The 14,060-nt window shown below is 70.2% G+C and carries 15 protein-coding genes; 10 read left to right on the forward strand and 5 right to left on the reverse strand.

The features are described 5' to 3' along the window. Positions 1–438 precede the first annotated feature (438 nt). Positions 439–1,650, forward strand: a complete 1,212-nt coding sequence (locus tag VHD82_RS32870) for a carbohydrate-binding protein (RefSeq protein WP_325712754.1) — start codon at positions 439–441, stop codon at positions 1,648–1,650. On the opposite strand, the gene VHD82_RS32875 is transcribed toward VHD82_RS32870, so the two are convergent. After that, complete coding sequence (locus VHD82_RS32875) at positions 1,647–2,120, reverse strand: hypothetical protein (protein ID WP_325712756.1); 474 nt, start codon at positions 2,118–2,120, stop codon at positions 1,647–1,649. The two genes, VHD82_RS32870 and VHD82_RS32875, sit on opposite strands and share 4 nt — an antisense overlap. Positions 2,121–2,162: 42 nt before the next feature. On the opposite strand from VHD82_RS32875, the gene VHD82_RS32880 reads away from it, so the two are divergent. The 8 genes from VHD82_RS32880 (at position 2,163) to VHD82_RS32915 (ending at position 10,456) form a co-directional block, all read left to right on the forward strand. After that, entirely contained in the window at positions 2,163–2,843 is a 681-nt protein-coding gene (locus VHD82_RS32880) for a response regulator transcription factor (protein WP_325712758.1), read from the forward strand. Beyond that, a complete protein-coding gene (locus VHD82_RS32885; protein WP_325712760.1) occupies positions 2,840–4,210 on the forward strand; it encodes a HAMP domain-containing sensor histidine kinase in 1,371 nt (456 codons plus the stop codon). The genes VHD82_RS32880 and VHD82_RS32885 overlap by 4 nt, the downstream gene beginning before the upstream one ends. Positions 4,211–4,344: 134 nt before the next feature. Beyond that, positions 4,345–5,802, forward strand: coding sequence for a cellulose binding domain-containing protein (locus VHD82_RS32890; protein ID WP_325712762.1), 1,458 nt, complete (start codon positions 4,345–4,347; stop codon positions 5,800–5,802). A gap of 14 nt (positions 5,803–5,816) precedes the next feature. Continuing rightward, positions 5,817–6,992, forward strand: coding sequence for a glycoside hydrolase family 64 protein (locus tag VHD82_RS32895; protein ID WP_325712764.1), 1,176 nt, complete (start codon positions 5,817–5,819; stop codon positions 6,990–6,992). Positions 6,993–7,094: 102 nt separating this feature from the next. Further along, the gene (locus VHD82_RS32900; RefSeq protein WP_325712766.1) at positions 7,095–8,579 is read left to right on the forward strand and encodes a hypothetical protein; all 1,485 of its coding nucleotides are present in this window, start codon (positions 7,095–7,097) and stop codon (positions 8,577–8,579) included. Between the two features lie 15 nt (positions 8,580–8,594). Continuing rightward, on the forward strand, positions 8,595–8,984 hold the full coding sequence (locus tag VHD82_RS32905) for an MmcQ/YjbR family DNA-binding protein (protein WP_414637612.1): 390 nt from the start codon (positions 8,595–8,597) through the stop codon (positions 8,982–8,984). Between the two features lie 163 nt (positions 8,985–9,147). After that, the gene (locus tag VHD82_RS32910; RefSeq protein ID WP_325712770.1) at positions 9,148–9,918 is read left to right on the forward strand and encodes a polysaccharide deacetylase family protein; all 771 of its coding nucleotides are present in this window, start codon (positions 9,148–9,150) and stop codon (positions 9,916–9,918) included. Positions 9,919–9,928: 10 nt separating this feature from the next. After that, complete coding sequence (locus VHD82_RS32915) at positions 9,929–10,456, forward strand: NUDIX hydrolase (protein ID WP_325712772.1); 528 nt, start codon at positions 9,929–9,931, stop codon at positions 10,454–10,456. A 6-nt stretch (positions 10,457–10,462) separates the two neighbouring features. Here VHD82_RS32915 and trxA read toward each other — a convergent pair whose 3' ends face one another. From trxA to VHD82_RS32935, 4 genes are all read right to left on the reverse strand, one after another. Further along, positions 10,463–10,783: a thioredoxin gene (trxA, locus tag VHD82_RS32920; protein ID WP_325712774.1), complete on the reverse strand. Its 321-nt coding sequence runs from the start codon at positions 10,781–10,783 to the stop codon at positions 10,463–10,465. Beyond that, a complete protein-coding gene (locus VHD82_RS32925) occupies positions 10,784–11,191 on the reverse strand; it encodes a MerR family transcriptional regulator (RefSeq protein ID WP_325712776.1) in 408 nt (135 codons plus the stop codon). A 45-nt stretch (positions 11,192–11,236) separates the two neighbouring features. Then, positions 11,237–12,016 (reverse strand): CPBP family intramembrane glutamic endopeptidase, encoded by a 780-nt coding sequence (locus tag VHD82_RS32930; RefSeq protein ID WP_325712778.1) that lies wholly within the window; start codon positions 12,014–12,016, stop codon positions 11,237–11,239. 203 nt (positions 12,017–12,219) lie between these two features. Then, on the reverse strand, positions 12,220–12,918 hold the full coding sequence (locus VHD82_RS32935; RefSeq protein ID WP_325712780.1) for an SDR family oxidoreductase: 699 nt from the start codon (positions 12,916–12,918) through the stop codon (positions 12,220–12,222). A 388-nt stretch (positions 12,919–13,306) separates the two neighbouring features. Here VHD82_RS32935 and VHD82_RS32940 point away from each other — a divergent pair, with 388 nt between their 5' ends. Then, positions 13,307–13,996, forward strand: a complete 690-nt coding sequence (locus VHD82_RS32940) for an alpha/beta hydrolase (protein ID WP_325712782.1) — start codon at positions 13,307–13,309, stop codon at positions 13,994–13,996. The last annotated feature ends 64 nt before the right edge of the window (positions 13,997–14,060 follow it).

Consider the following 14,060-nt stretch of genomic DNA (forward strand, 5'->3'; position numbering starts at 1 on the left):
CCGTTAACCGCACACCCGCAGACACGGAACCGCTTGACCTTCTCTGCTGACCAACTCGAGGCACGTCGAAATAATAGAAGAAAATCCCACCGCCATTGGACATTCACCACGCGTGTCCCGACTCGAACCTCGCCAGGGAGCCGCCTAAGTTAGCGGTATTGGCCGGGCGGGCTGGCTCCAGGATGAGGAGGCCCGTAGCTCGGCTCACCTCGGGTGGGTGGTTGAGAGGGAGCGGGGTGGCCTGGCGGCCGCCCCCTGACTCAGGAACGGCCTGGCGGCCGCCCCCGACCGGACATCCGGCGTTTTCTCCCCTTTGTCATGTCGTTCCGGAGTTCCGACGAAAGTAGGCATCCTGGGAAACCGCCGTGGTGGTCTTGACCATTCGTATTGGTCTAGTCCACATTACGTGAGCTACTTCCGTTCCGAGGAGGAAGAAGAATGCACCCTCGTAGAATCGGCTCGGTCCTCGCCACCGCCGCGGTCGTCGCCGGTACCGCGCTCACCCTCGCCACCCACGGAGCTTCCGCCGCGGTCGAAGCCGCGGCCCTGAGCAGCAACTGGTACGCCTCGGCCCCGTACCTGATGCCCCAGAGCAACAACCCGCCCGACCCCACCACGGTGATGGCCGCGACCGGGCAGAAGGCCTTCCAGCTCGCGTTCATCCTGGCGCCGACCGGGGGCGGCTGCAGCCCCACCTGGGACGGCACCTCCGCGGTCTCGTCCGACACCACCGTCGCCGGGGTGATCAGCAAGATCCGGGGCGCGGGCGGCGATGTGTCCGTCTCCGTCGGTGGGTACGGCGGCACGAAACTCGGCCAGACCTGTGGCGACGCGGCCTCGACAGCGGCGGCGTATCAGCAGGTGATCGACAAGTATTCGTTGCACGCCATCGACTTCGACCTCGAAGAACCCGAATACGAAAACGATGCGGCGGTGAACAACGAGCTCGGCGCCGCGCAGATCCTGCAGCGCAACAACTCGGGGCTGTTCGTGTCCGTCACCATGCCCGGCACCACCGCGGGCACCGGCTGGTTCGGCACGCAGCTGCTGGACAAGGCCAAGACGCTCGGCTTCACCCCGAACAACTTCTCGATCATGCCCTTCGACGGCGGGTTCAACGGCGCGGCTTCGCAGACGTCCGCGCTGGAGGCGTTCCACTCGCTGCTGATGAGTCACCTCGGCTGGGACAGCGCCACGGCCTACGCGCACGAGGGTTTCTCCGGCATGAACGGCAAGAGCGACGCGGGGGAGTACTTCTACCAGTCCGATTTCCAGACCGTGCTGGACTACGCGACCAGTCACCAGCTGGGCCGGTTCACGTACTGGTCGGTCAACCGCGACCGTGCCTGCACCACGACGACGGACAACGGCGTGTGCAGCAACGTTTCGCAGAGTGACTGGGATTTCACGAAGTACACCGCGAAGTTCGCCGGAGCCACCCCGCCGGCCTCGGGCACCACCACGACGACGACCACCACGACCACGGGCGGCGGCGGTAGCTGCACGGCCGCGGCGTGGAGCGCCACCACGGCGTACAACGGCGGCGCGGTCGTCTCCTACAATGGGCACACGTGGACCGCGAAGTGGTGGACTTACGGTGACACCCCCGGCGGTGCCGCGGGCGTCTGGACCGACACCGCCGCCTGCTAGGTCGTCTGAATGGCGGGTGGGTGGCCGTTCCACGTGACGAAACACGAGGACGTCGTGCTGTCACGGGAAAAGTCCACGCGCAGCCACCCATCCGCCTGCCACGCCTGCACCTGCCAGCCGGGCTCGGGTGTCGCCGACACCAGCTTCGCGTCGGTCTCGGTCAGCTGCAGCACCACCCGCCCGCCGGTCAGCTGCACACTGCGCACATCCGCGGCGGGCGAGGTGGTGGGCGGCGTGGTGGTCTCGCTGCTGCTCGTGCGTCGCGAAGACGAAGGCGGCGGCACGGTGGTCGTTGTGCTCGGCGGGGACGCGCTCGTGGTCTCGGGTACCGGCGTCTCCACCGTGATGGCCTGCGGCGCGGCGTCGGACGTGTCCGCCGACAGCACGGCGTGCACCCCGAACCAGGACATCCCCATGCCCAGTGCGGTGGCGGCCACCCAGGCCAGCACGCGAAGCAGCGTTCGGCTCATCGCCGCCATCCTGCCCCATCGCTTTGCGTACGGTAGCGCGGTATGGCGACAGTTCTCGTTGTCGAAGACGACGCGCTGGTGCGCGCCGCACTCGTCCGGCACCTGTCCGAAGCCGGGCACGCGGTGCGCAGCGTGGGCACGGCCCTGGACGCGTTGCGCGAGGCCACGCAGGTCGGCTGCGATCTCGTGGTGCTCGATCTCGGCCTGCCCGACCTCGACGGCGCCGAGGCGCTGCGGATGCTGCGCGGAGTCACCGAAGTGCCCGTGGTCGTCGCGACGGCTCGTGACGACGAAGCGGGAATCGTCCGCCTGCTCAACAGCGGCGCCGACGACTACCTGGTGAAACCGTTCTCGCCGGAGCATCTCAACGCGCGGATTTCCGCTGTGCTGCGTCGCGCGAGCCCGGCCGCGGAGACGCCGGTGCTGAGCGTCGGCGGGCTCACCGTCGACCCGGGGCGCCGGGAAGTGGTGCTGGACGGGCTTTCCCTGGACCTGACCCGCCGCGAGTTCGACCTGCTGGCCTTCCTCGCCGCGCGGCCGGGGGTCGTGGTGCAGCGCCGGGAACTGCTCGCCGCCGTGTGGCAGCAGGCCTACGGCGGTGACCAGACCATCGACGTGCACCTGTCCTGGCTGCGCCGCAAACTCGGCGAGACCGCCGCGCGGCCACGCTATCTGCACACCGTGCGCGGGGTGGGCGTCAAGCTCGAGGCGCCGCGGTCATGAGGTGGGCGCTGGTGAAGGTCGCCGTCGCGGTGACCACGATGGTCGCGCTCGCCTTCCTCGTGCCACTCGGCCTGATGGTGCGCGAGACGGCGCACGACCGCGCGTTCAACGCCGCCGAGCGTCAGGCCGCGGAGCTGGGGCCGGCGCTGGCGATCACCACCGATCACACCGCGTTGCAGCGCGCGCTGGCCAGCACGAGCGCGGGCGAGCAGGGCATGATCGCCGTGCACGTCCCCGAAGACGGCGGCCTGAGCACACTCGGTACTGTCCGCGCGGACACGCTGCAACTCGCGACCGCGACGGCGAGCGGGCGTTCTTCCGTGGTCGGCGTGCCCGGCGGATATGCGCTGCTGCAACCGGTCGCGGTGGACAACGCGCGGATCGCGGTCGTCGAGGTGTTCGTCCCCGAAGCCGCGCTCAGCCAGGGCGTGACAGCGGCCTGGCTCGTGCTGAGCGGGGTCGCGGCGGCGCTCGTGCTGATCTCCGTGCTGGTGGCGGACCGCCTCGGCACCCGCATCGTCGGCGCGGCGCGCAGGCTCGCCACGGCGGCGCGGGAACTCGGCTCCGGTGACCTGCAGGCGCGCGCCCCGGCGACCGACCGGGAGGCGCCGCCGGAGCTACGCGAAGCGGCGGCGGCGTTCAACGCGATGGCCGCCAGGGTGCAGCAACTCCTTGCCACGGAACGGGAACTGGCCGCGGACCTGTCACACCGGCTGCGCACGCCGTTGACCGTGCTGCGGCTCAACACCGCGGCGCTGGGGGAGACCGAGGCCGCCCAGGCGACCCGGCACGCGGTCGTACGGCTCGAGCACGAGGTGGACCAGATCATCCGCGCCGCACGCGGCCGGGGCGACGACGAAACCGTGGTGCTGGGCTGCGACGCGGCCGACGTCGTGCGCGACCGCACCGACTTCTGGTCCGCGCTGGCCGAGGACCAGAGCAGGCGCTGGCGGGTTACCGGGACCGAGCACCGGGCGCTGGTGCCGGTGTCGCGGACGGACCTGGTCGCGGCGGTGGACGCCGTGCTGGGCAACGTGTTCCGGCACACCGCCGACGGCGTGGACTTCGCCGTGGACGTGCGCGCGACGGACCACGCGGTGACCATCCGCGTCTTCGACGCGGGCCCTGGCATCGCCGACCCGGAAGCCGCGCTGCGCCGGGGCGGCGGGGTGGGCGGCGCCGGATCGACCGGCCTTGGCCTGGACATCGCGCTTCGGGTCGCGGAGTCGACCGGCGGTGACGTCGTGATCGGGCGCTCTCCGTTGGGCGGCGCGGACATCCGGATCCGGTTGCGCACCGCGCCGGCCGGCGTGCCGGCGCCCCGCCGCACCCGGCACCGCCGATCCCGGAGCCTGGCCCGGTCCTGACCACCGACTGGTCTGGACCTCTTTCCTTAAGCCCGGCTTAAGAGACCTTCTGCCGTCTCTGAGCACGGGCCGTGACGCCTCCGGTACGGGCTAGCGTCCGCCCGCGAAAGCCCAACCAAGGAGGTATGCACGCGATGTCGTTGCAGAAAGGCCGGCACCGGCGCCGACGCCGCACGATCGTTTCGGGCGCGGCGGCCGCGATCGCGGTGGCGGGCGGGGTCGCCTTCGCCGCGATTCCCGGCACGGCCAGCGCCGAAGGACTCAGCGCGGTCTACACCAAGACCAGCGACTGGGGCACCGGGTACAGCGGCCAGTACGAGGTGAGCAACCCGACCGACGGCGCCCTGAGCAACTGGACGCTCACCTTCGACCTGCCCGCCGGCGCGAAACTCACGTCACTGTGGAACGCCTCGTACCACGTGGAAGGCCGGCAGGTCACGGTCACGCCGCCGACGTGGCAGGCCGCGATCGCCCCGAACGGTTCGCTCGACATCGGCTTCGTGGTCTCCGGCGGCGCGACCGACCCGGCCGCGTGCCGGATCAACGGCGCCGGCTGCACCACCGCCGGTGGCAGCGCGCCGGTCACCACGACCACCGCTGCGCCGGGCACGTCGAGCAGCGCTCCTGCGAGCAGTTCGAAACCGACATCCACGACTACCTCGGCGCCTGTGACCGACGCGTCCGGCGGATTCTCGCCGTACGTCGACACGTCGCTGTATCCGGCCTACGACATGCTCGCCACCGCGGACGCCACCGGGGTCAAGAACTTCACCCTCGCCTTCGTGCTCTCCGGCGGCGGCTGCACCCCGAAATGGGGCGGGGTCACCGACCTCAACTCCGATGGCGTGCCGGGCGAGATCGACGCCCTGCGTGCCAAGGGCGGTGACGTGCGAGTGTCCTTCGGCGGCGCGAACGGCACCGAGCTGGCGCAGGCCTGCTCCGACGTGTCCTCGCTCGCCGCCGCGTACAGCCAGGCGATCAGCGCCTACGGACTGTCCGAAGTGGACTTCGATATCGAGGGCGGTGCGCTTTCGGACACGACGGCCAACACCCGCCGCGCACAGGCGATCGCGCAGCTGCAGCAGCAGGCCGCGGCCGCCGGCCGGCGGCTCGACGTCTCCTTCACACTGCCGGTGCTGCCCTCCGGGCTGACCCAGGACGGCGTGAACCTGGTGCGGAACGCCAAGGACAACGGCGTCACCGTCGATTCGGTGAACGTGATGGCGATGGACTACGGCGACGGTGCCGCCCCGAACCCGGACGGCAAGATGGGCCAGTACGCGATCGACGCGGCCACCGCCACGCAGTCCCAGATCAAGAGCGTGCTCGGGCTCTCCGACGCGGACGCGTGGTCGCACGTCGCCGTCACGCCGATGATCGGGGTCAACGACACCGCCAGTGAAGTGTTCCGCGTCGCCGACGCGCAGCAGCTGGCCACGTTCGCCAAGACCAGGAACCTGGCCTGGCTGGCGATGTGGTCGGCCACCCGTGACCAGCCCTGCCCCGGCGGCGCCACCGGATACGCGCAGCCGACCTGCAGCAGCATCGACCAGACGGCGCTGGACTTCACCAAGGCGTTCGCCGCCTTCTGACCGGCAGGAGCACCATGTTCAACCGACGTTCGTTCCTTCGCGGGGCCGGAGTGGCGCTCGTGGGCACGCCGATCGGCGCCGCCGTGGTGGCGGCGCAGACCGCGGGCGGTGGCGCTCAGGCGGCCGGCACCGGGTTGCCGCTGACCGTGGTCAACCACACCTACCGCTACACGAACGCGCAGATCTTCGTGTACATCGTGGGCACGGATCTGTCCACCGGCAAGCAGGTGTTCGTCCGCCCGGACGGTACGCTCAGCACGGTTTCCTTGTCCGACAACGGTTCTGACGGGTTCGCCGATCTGTCGATCCCGCTCGTGGCGGACGGTGACACCCACCTGGCGATCCCCGCCGGCATGTCCGGGCGGGTGTACTTCTCCATCGGGGACAGGCTGAGGTTCAAGGTGGTCACCGACGGGAACGGCAACGCGGCGCTGCAGTACCCGGCGGGCTGGGTCTCCGGAGACCCCAGCTACAGCGTGTTGCACGACTTCGTCGAGTTCACGCACAACAGCGCCGGGATGTTCTGCAACACCACGATGGTCGACATGTTCGGCATCCCGCTGGCGATCAAGCTCGACGGCGCGTCGAGCCAGACCACCGGCAGGCTGGTCGATGGCGGCCGTGACGCGATCTTCGCCGCGCTCAATGCCAACGCGGACTTCGCGCCGCTCGTGGTCGGGGACCTGCGGGTGATCGCGCCGGGACACGGGATCGACAGCGGGATCTTCCCCGCCACGTACTTCGACTCCTACATCGACCAGGTGTGGGCGAAGTACGCGGCGGAACCGCTGACGGTCACCGTGGATTCCGGCACCTACACCGGCACGGTCTCGGGCGGGACGTTGCGGTTCTCCGGCGGGGTGGCGGCGTTCGCCAGACCCAGCACGCAGAACGTCTTCTACTGCGACGGCGCGCTGGCCGCCCCGAACGACGGGGTCACCGGCCCGGTCGCCGCCGTGCTGGGCGCGGGCTTCAACCGCACGACACTGCTGACGCAACCGCGCCAGCCCGCGACGGATCCGGCGACGTTCTACACCGGATCCGTCACCAACCACTACTCGGCCGCGATGCACGCCAACACCGTCGATGGGAAGGCCTATGGGTTCCCGTTCGACGATGTGGTCGGCCTGGCGTCCTACGTGCAGGACGGCGCCCCGGCGTCCTGCACGGTGGAGCTGACGCCTTTCTGACTGGGGGAGTCCCGGGGTGGGAGCCGACGCCTCCGGCGCCCACCCCGGGATCTGTTACCGCAAACGGACCAATGGGCTTGTGTCCGCCCGTAAGCTGCCGCGGTGGCCTTTTCGACCTTGGCGGATCTGACCAATACCGAGCGAAGACTCGTCGACGCGGTACTCGCGGGCACCGAGCTCGATCTGAGCACTGAGGACCGTCCGGTGCGCGGGGAGGCCATCCGGTCGATCCTGCTCGACGGCTTCCCGTGGCCGGACGGGCGAAGCCCGGACCCGCGCGGGGTCCGCCTTCGCGGCGCCACCATCGAAGACGGCCTCGATCTCGCCGAGATCACCTCCGCGCTCCCGGTGCGGCTGGTGGACTGCCGGACCACCGGCACGGTCCGGCTCTCCGGCAGTCGACTGTCCACTGTGGACCTCTCCGGTCTTGCCGGGCCGAACGTGGTCGCGGTGGAGGCCGGCATCGAGCGCAGCCTGCTGCTCATCGGAGCGCGGCTGAGCTGCGACAGCGCCGAAGGTGTGGTGAACCTCGGCGGGGCGCGGATAGGCTCGGTGGTCGACCTGTCCGGCAGCCAGCTGACCAACCGCCACCGCGAAGGCCCGGTGTTCCACGGCAACAACCTGCGCACCGGCTCGGGCGTGTTCCTCAACCGCGGGTTCCGCGCCGAGGGCGGCGGCGGGCTGGGCACGGTCCGGCTCTCCGGGGCGGAGCTGGGCGGCCAGCTGAACCTGACCGGCGCGTGGCTGGCGAACCTGCACGGCCCGGCGCTCGTCGCGGACTACCTCAGCACCCGCAGCAACCTCATGCTCAACCAGGGTTTTCGCGCCGAGGGCAGGCACGAGACCGGCAGCATCCGGCTCGTCGGCGCGCGGATCGGCGGCCGGATGATGTGCGAGGGCGGGCACGCTTTCGCCGTGCGGGCCGGGGATCTCGTGCTCAACCTGTCGCAGGCGCACGTGACCGGCGACTTGTTGCTGCCCGCGTCGTTCACCCCCGGGCTGCTGCGGCTGGACGGGCTGACCTACGACGGCGCCGTGCGTTACGCGAGCCTCGCGGAATGGCTGGAGATGCTCGCGCGGCGCACTTCGCACTACGCCAGCCAGCCGTACTTCCAGCTCGCGAAGGCGCACCGCGGCACCGGGCACGAACGTGACGTCCGGCGGATTCACGTCGCACGCCAACGAGATCTGCTCCGCCGCGGCGGGCTGGATTGGTGGGGCAGGCTGTGGCACCGCATCACCGGGCTCACCGTCGGCTACGGCTACCGGCCCGCGATCGCGTTGTTGTGGTGGGCCGGGGTGTTCCTGCTCGCGGTGCTGCTGATCGCCGGTTTCGCCGGGCCCGCCGGGCTGGCCGTGCGAGTCGGCGCGGCGGGCGGCTGCAGTGTGGTGGATCAGGTGGGGCTGGCCTTGGACACCACGGTTCCGCTGCTGAAATCGACCGCCCAGCAACGGTGTCAGCTCGTTCCGGACTCCGCCGGCGGCACCGCGATGGTCGCGGTGAGCTGGGTGCTGCAGGCCCTGGCCTGGGCCTTCCTGACGCTGTTCGTGGCCGGGTTCACGGGTCTGGTGCGGCGGTCGTCGTGAGCTAGGGTGACGCCTGTGAAGGCGGCGGAGTTGAAGAAGGTGTGCCTGAGTCTGGCGGGCAGCCGCGAAGAGTTCCCGTTCGACGAGAGCAACAGCGTGTTCAAGGTGTCCGGGAAGATCTTCGCGATCAGCAGGCTGGGCGCGAAGCCGTTGCGGGTGAGCCTGAAATGCGACCCGGAGCTGGCCGTGCAGCTGCGGATCGACCACCCCGCGATCACGGCGGGCTACCACCTGAACAAGCGGCATTGGAACACCGTGGAGCTGGACGGCTCGGTGCCGGATCAGCTCGTGCGCGAGATGATCGAGGACTCCTACGACCTCGTGGTGGCCGGACTGCCCCGCCGCGAACAGGAAAAGCTCAAGTGGGTGGCGCTCAGCCGCGACTACTGTGCCGATCGTTACTAATCCGACCACAGCCACGGCCGCAGGGCTTGCGCGGCAACGGTTACCTCCCACCCGGGGTTCGGCCTACTTTTGGTCGGATTACTAACTGGCGCGAAACTCCGGAGCCGAAATCCCCCGTTCCGGCGGCATTTCACCTTATCGTGCGCTTCGCGAGGAGGTGAAAATGCGCCATCGCATCCTGCGTCCGCCCTATTGCTATCGCTGGGCCGTGCTGATCTCCGCCCTGGTTCTCTCCGTTTCGATCATCGTTTCGATCTGCCAACCGGGCGCCGAGGGTTCGCCCATTCAGCCCACTCCGCCGGCTGCCGCCACGGCCTCCGCGACAGCAGCTCCGGCACCCGATCTGCTGCGGCACACCGCTGGTCAGGGCAAGGTCGTGGCGCTCACCTTCGACGACGGGCCGGATCCGGTGTTCACCCCGCAGATCCTCGACGTGCTCGCCCGAAATGGCGCGGTCGCCACGTTCTGCATGGTCGGCACACAGGTTCGCAGACATCCCGAACTCGTGCGCTCCGTACTCGCACACGGAATGCGATTATGCGATCACACGGTGAATCACGACGAGGATCTCGCCAAGCGCACGGAACAGCGGGTGACCGCGGAAATCGAGGGCTGCTGGTCCGATCTCCAGGTGGCCGCCGACGCGGACGTGCCGGTCGGTTATTTCCGCGCGCCGGGCGGCGAATGGTCGCAGCCGATGCGGGATGTGGCCGCGCGCGAGGGAATGAAACCGCTCGCGTGGTCGGTGGACCCGCGCGACTGGGCCACGCCCGGCACGGCGCGGATCGTCAGCGCGGTGCAGCAGGGCGTGCAGCCGGGCGGGGTGATCCTGCTGCACGACGGCGGCGGGAACCGGGCACAGACGGTCGAGGCGCTGGGGCAGTTGCTGCCCTGGTTCGTGGCGCAGGGATACCGGTTCGGCTTCCCCGGATAGGCTTGCCCGCGTGAGCCTGATCGACGAGCTGAGCGGCTACCGAGCCCGCGGCGATGCGGAGGCGGCGGACGTGGCCTGCGTCGCCGAGGTCGTCCGGACGGCGGGGAACCCTTACGCGCGAACGCTTCCGTTACACGTGACGGCTTCGGCTCTGGTGCTGCACCCGGAGAGCGGGCGGGTGCTGCTGCGGTGGCACGCGCGGCAGCGGGCGTGGTTGCAGATCGGCGGGCACGGGGACCCTGGCGAGACCGAGCCGCTGGAAATCGTGCTGCGGGAAGGCCGGGAGGAGACCGGGCTGACCGATCTCGTCCCGGCCGGCGGGCTGCTGCACGTGGCGGTGGTGCCCGTCCCGGCGAAGGGCGCCGAGCCCGCGCACGAGCACGGCGACCTCCGGTATGTGCTCACGACGTCCTCGCCGGAGGCGATCCGCCCCGAACGTGCGGACGCGCCCTTGCGCTGGCTCACCTTCGCCGACGCGATGGAGCTGACCACCGAGCCCAACGTCCGCGAAACCCTCACTCGCGCCGCCGCCCGCTGACGGGAATCAGGCCGGGAGCAGGCCGAGTTCGGCGAGCAGGCGGGACTTCGGGCGAGCGCCGACGATGGTGCGCACCGGGACACCGGCTTCGAACAGGATCAGGGTGGGCAGGGACATCACCTGGTAGCGCCGGGCGGTGACCGGGCTCGCGTCGGCGTCGATCTTGCACACCGTCAGCGAGCCGTCGAGTTCCGCCGCGATCTCCGCCAGCACCGGCGCGACCATCCGGCACGGTGGGCACCACGTGGCCCAGAAGTCGACCAGTACCGGCCCTTCGTGGCGCAGTACGTGCTGCTCGAAAGTCTCGTCGGTGACGATCTTCAGCATCTAGCTCTCCTTCGTGTCCGGTGCCGCCGGGCCGGGCACGGTGCACGGCCCCGGTTCGCGTTCCAGCGCGCCGGCGAGCTTGCCCAGCAGGTGTGCCCGCACCTCGGTCAGCCGCTCGATACAGGCGTCGACCTCGTCGAGTTTGCGTTCGTAGACCTCGATCGAATCGGCGCACGAGTCCCCGGTCTCGTGCCCGGCGCGCAGGCAGTCCACGAACGGGCGGGTGTCGTCGAGGCTGAACCCGACGGCCTGCAGCGTCCGGATCTCGCTGATCAGCCGCAGGTCTTCCTCGCCGTACTCGCGGTAGCCGTTCGCGGCGCGCCGCGCCGGCAGCAGGCCCTGTGCCTCGTAGAACCGCAGTGCCCGGGTCGTCGTGCCCGCCCGCTGCGCCAGTTCGCCGATCCGCATGAGATGAGCCTAGACATTGACGTGCGCGTCAAGGCAACAAAAATCCTAAGTGGACACCGTGATCCGGCGCCGCCGCACGTACAACAGCGCGGCGAGCACGATCACCGCGAGCACGTTCAGCACCGGCCCGAGGTAGCTCTCGCCGGGTACGAGCGAACTGGAGATCAGCGAAAAGTCCCACAGCCCGTGCACGAGCCCGGGCACCAGCAGCCCGCCCGAGCGGCGCCGGACCAGGTAGAGGAAATAGCCCGCGAGCGCGGTGACCACCACCTGCAGCAGGGCGCGGGGCCCGGTGTTGATCAGATTGCTCGCGTGCGCCAGCCCGAAGACCACCGACGACCAGAGCGCGACCTTGGCCTCGCTGCACCCGTTTCGCCGGAGCGCGGTGATCCCGATCCCGCGGAACATCCCTTCTTCGGCGAAGCCGACGAACAGCACGCTGAGCAGAAGCAGCAGGGTGAAGCCGAGGCCACGGTCGGCCAGCGCCCCGTAGTCGGTGGACGCGAGCGACGCGACGACCATCGCCACCGGGACGACCGCGACCCAGCGCGCCACGGGCACCTCGTCCACCCACACCGGGCGCCACCACCGCAGCACCGTGACCAGGGCCGCGACGTAGCAGAGCGCGACGCCGATCGGCACGGTCATGTCGCGCCAGATCTCGTTCATGCTCGTCGGCCCGGCGTAGGTGATTTCGAGCCCGCGGGTGAGCAGCGCGCCGAGACCCTGCGCGATCACGAGATAGCCCAGCGCGAGCCCGGCGTAGCCCCACACGGACAGCCGGCGCTCGCGCCTTTCGTCCTCGCGGAACGCCTGCCGTGCCATCTGCTCGCTCCGCGGGAACCGGGATCGCCGCTGGTGACGATCTTGAAGGCTGATCACTGAGCCGACCGGAAGTAGGCGGACACCAACCGCGGCGGGCCTGCTCGTAGCCAACCCATTTCCGCCGTGGCTGTAGTCGGACCAGTGATGATCGGCACAGTATGAACAGATCCGGCGGCGTCCCGCAAACGGGCGATCCGGGCCGTTCAGTGCCGCCAGGCCGGTTCCAGGACGAACTCGGTGAGGTGCGCGTCCGGGGGTGTGGCCAGCACCGAGCGCACCGCCTTGGCCACGGTTTCCGCGGCGAGATACCGCTCCGGCTCGAACGGCCCGCCCTCCCGCCGGCGCACGGTGCGCTGCATTTCCGTGGCCACCCGGCCCGGGTAGATGCTCGTCACCCGCACCCCGCGTTCGAGCTCTTCCTGGTGCAGCGCCTCGGTGAACACCCGCAGCGCCTGTTTGCTCGCCGCGTACGCGGAACGGCCGGCGGGGGAGCGGGTGACCACGGTCGAGTTGACCACGATCACGCGGCCCCGGGTCAGGCGCAGCGCGGGCAGCAGCGTCTTGGTCAGTTCCACCACCCCGAACACGTTCACCGCGAAGATCTCCCGCCACCGCTGCTCGGGCATCTCCAGTACCGTGCCCGCTTCGAACATCCCGGCGCAGTGCACGAGCACGTCCACCAGGCGCAGGTCGGCGGGCGTCTCCGGCGGCATCCCGTCGCTGCCGGCCAGGTCCACCTGCCAGCCGAACGCCTCGGGCAGCGTGGCGGCCATGGTCTTGAGGGCCGTCTCGTCCCGGCCCACCAGCCAGAGCGTGTGGTCCTCGGCGAACAGGTCGACCACAGCACGTCCGATCCCGCCGGTCGCCCCGACCACCACCGCGACCGGTCTTCGTGCGCCCACTGTCCGTTTCCCTTCGTAGCGGGAAAAACCCGGCACGGTGTAGTCGACCCGGAATTCGCCGTTGCTACAGGTCCGGCCGGTGATTCTCACCCCGGCGCCGAGTTTTCCGTGGCAGAAAGCGGCAAAACGCCCAAGCGTGGCGATGTCGGATTCTGTCGCGATCCGGCGGAACGCGGGCGAAGACCGGCAAACCGTTCCGCCGTAACGGAATCCGCGAGGCCACCGACTACGGGGCACAATGGCGACGCGCCTGCTGGCAGGTGGCGTAACCGTCTCGCCCAGCGTCCGGACTCCCCCTCGGGACGTTGTGGTGGGTGAGTGCCTCCCGGGTGCGGGCTCCCTTGTCCCCCCGCCCCGGGGGTCACTTGCCGCGGGCATGATGACCCGCGTGGAAACCGAACTGGTGGCGATACCCGGCACGCTGTGCGCGCCCGGCGTTTTCTCGCGCGTGGCGGAGCTGCTGGCCGGGCGGCCGACGGTGCGGGCCGTGGACTGGATGCTCGACGACGGGCCGTGGGGGATCGAAACCGTCGCCGAGCGCGTCGCGGCGACGATCGAGCGGCCGGTGCTGCTGGCCGGGCATTCCACCGGGGGAGCGATCGCGCTGCGGCTCGCCGCGACGCGCCCCGAGCTGGTCTCCGGGCTGCTGCTGATCGACACCGGTGCGCATATGCACGGCCACGGCGACGTGGACCGGATCATCGACACGGTCCGCGTCGCCTGGGGGCCGGAGCTGGCCGCCGCGGTGCTGGACCGTTCGTTCGCCCGCCCGCTGCCGCCGGACGAGCGCGCCACCTTCCTCCGCTACGCCGAAAAGGTGCCGAAGGCGGCGGTGCTCGAAGCGCTCACCAGCCAGCGCGACCTCGACCTGACCCCGGTGCTGGCCGGGCTGAGCTGCCCGGTGACGGTGCTGCACGGGATCGAGGACCGGGCCCGGCCCATCGAGCAGGCGCGGGCGATGGCGGCGATGATCCCCGGCGCCGAGTTCCGTGCCGTGGCCACCGGGCACACCCCGGTCTGGGAGGACCCGGAGGCCTCGGCCGAAGTGGTCCGCGCGCTGGCCGCCAGGATTCCCTGAGAGATTTCTGTGGTTGGCTGTCCTTCCGGGCGCCGCGCGTTCGTCGTGTTGTCGAACCGGCGAC

This window comes from Amycolatopsis sp., assembly GCF_035546795.1.
Taxonomy (GTDB): domain Bacteria; phylum Actinomycetota; class Actinomycetes; order Mycobacteriales; family Pseudonocardiaceae; genus Amycolatopsis_E.

Bases quoted from the DNA above. Each gene is read 5' to 3' on its own strand.
- VHD82_RS32870 (WP_325712754.1), top strand. From the start codon at position 439: ATGCACCCTCGTAGAATCGGCTCGGTCCTCGCCACCGCCGCGGTCGTC.
- VHD82_RS32875 (WP_325712756.1), bottom strand. From the start codon at position 2,120: ATGAGCCGAACGCTGCTTCGCGTGCTGGCCTGGGTGGCCGCCACCGCA.
- VHD82_RS32880 (WP_325712758.1), top strand. From the start codon at position 2,163: ATGGCGACAGTTCTCGTTGTCGAAGACGACGCGCTGGTGCGCGCCGCA.
- VHD82_RS32885 (WP_325712760.1), top strand. From the start codon at position 2,840: ATGAGGTGGGCGCTGGTGAAGGTCGCCGTCGCGGTGACCACGATGGTC.
- VHD82_RS32890 (WP_325712762.1), top strand. From the start codon at position 4,345: ATGTCGTTGCAGAAAGGCCGGCACCGGCGCCGACGCCGCACGATCGTT.
- VHD82_RS32895 (WP_325712764.1), top strand. From the start codon at position 5,817: ATGTTCAACCGACGTTCGTTCCTTCGCGGGGCCGGAGTGGCGCTCGTG.
- VHD82_RS32910 (WP_325712770.1), top strand. From the start codon at position 9,148: ATGCGCCATCGCATCCTGCGTCCGCCCTATTGCTATCGCTGGGCCGTG.
- trxA (WP_325712774.1), bottom strand. From the start codon at position 10,783: ATGCTGAAGATCGTCACCGACGAGACTTTCGAGCAGCACGTACTGCGC.
- VHD82_RS32925 (WP_325712776.1), bottom strand. From the start codon at position 11,191: ATGCGGATCGGCGAACTGGCGCAGCGGGCGGGCACGACGACCCGGGCA.
- VHD82_RS32930 (WP_325712778.1), bottom strand. From the start codon at position 12,016: ATGGCACGGCAGGCGTTCCGCGAGGACGAAAGGCGCGAGCGCCGGCTG.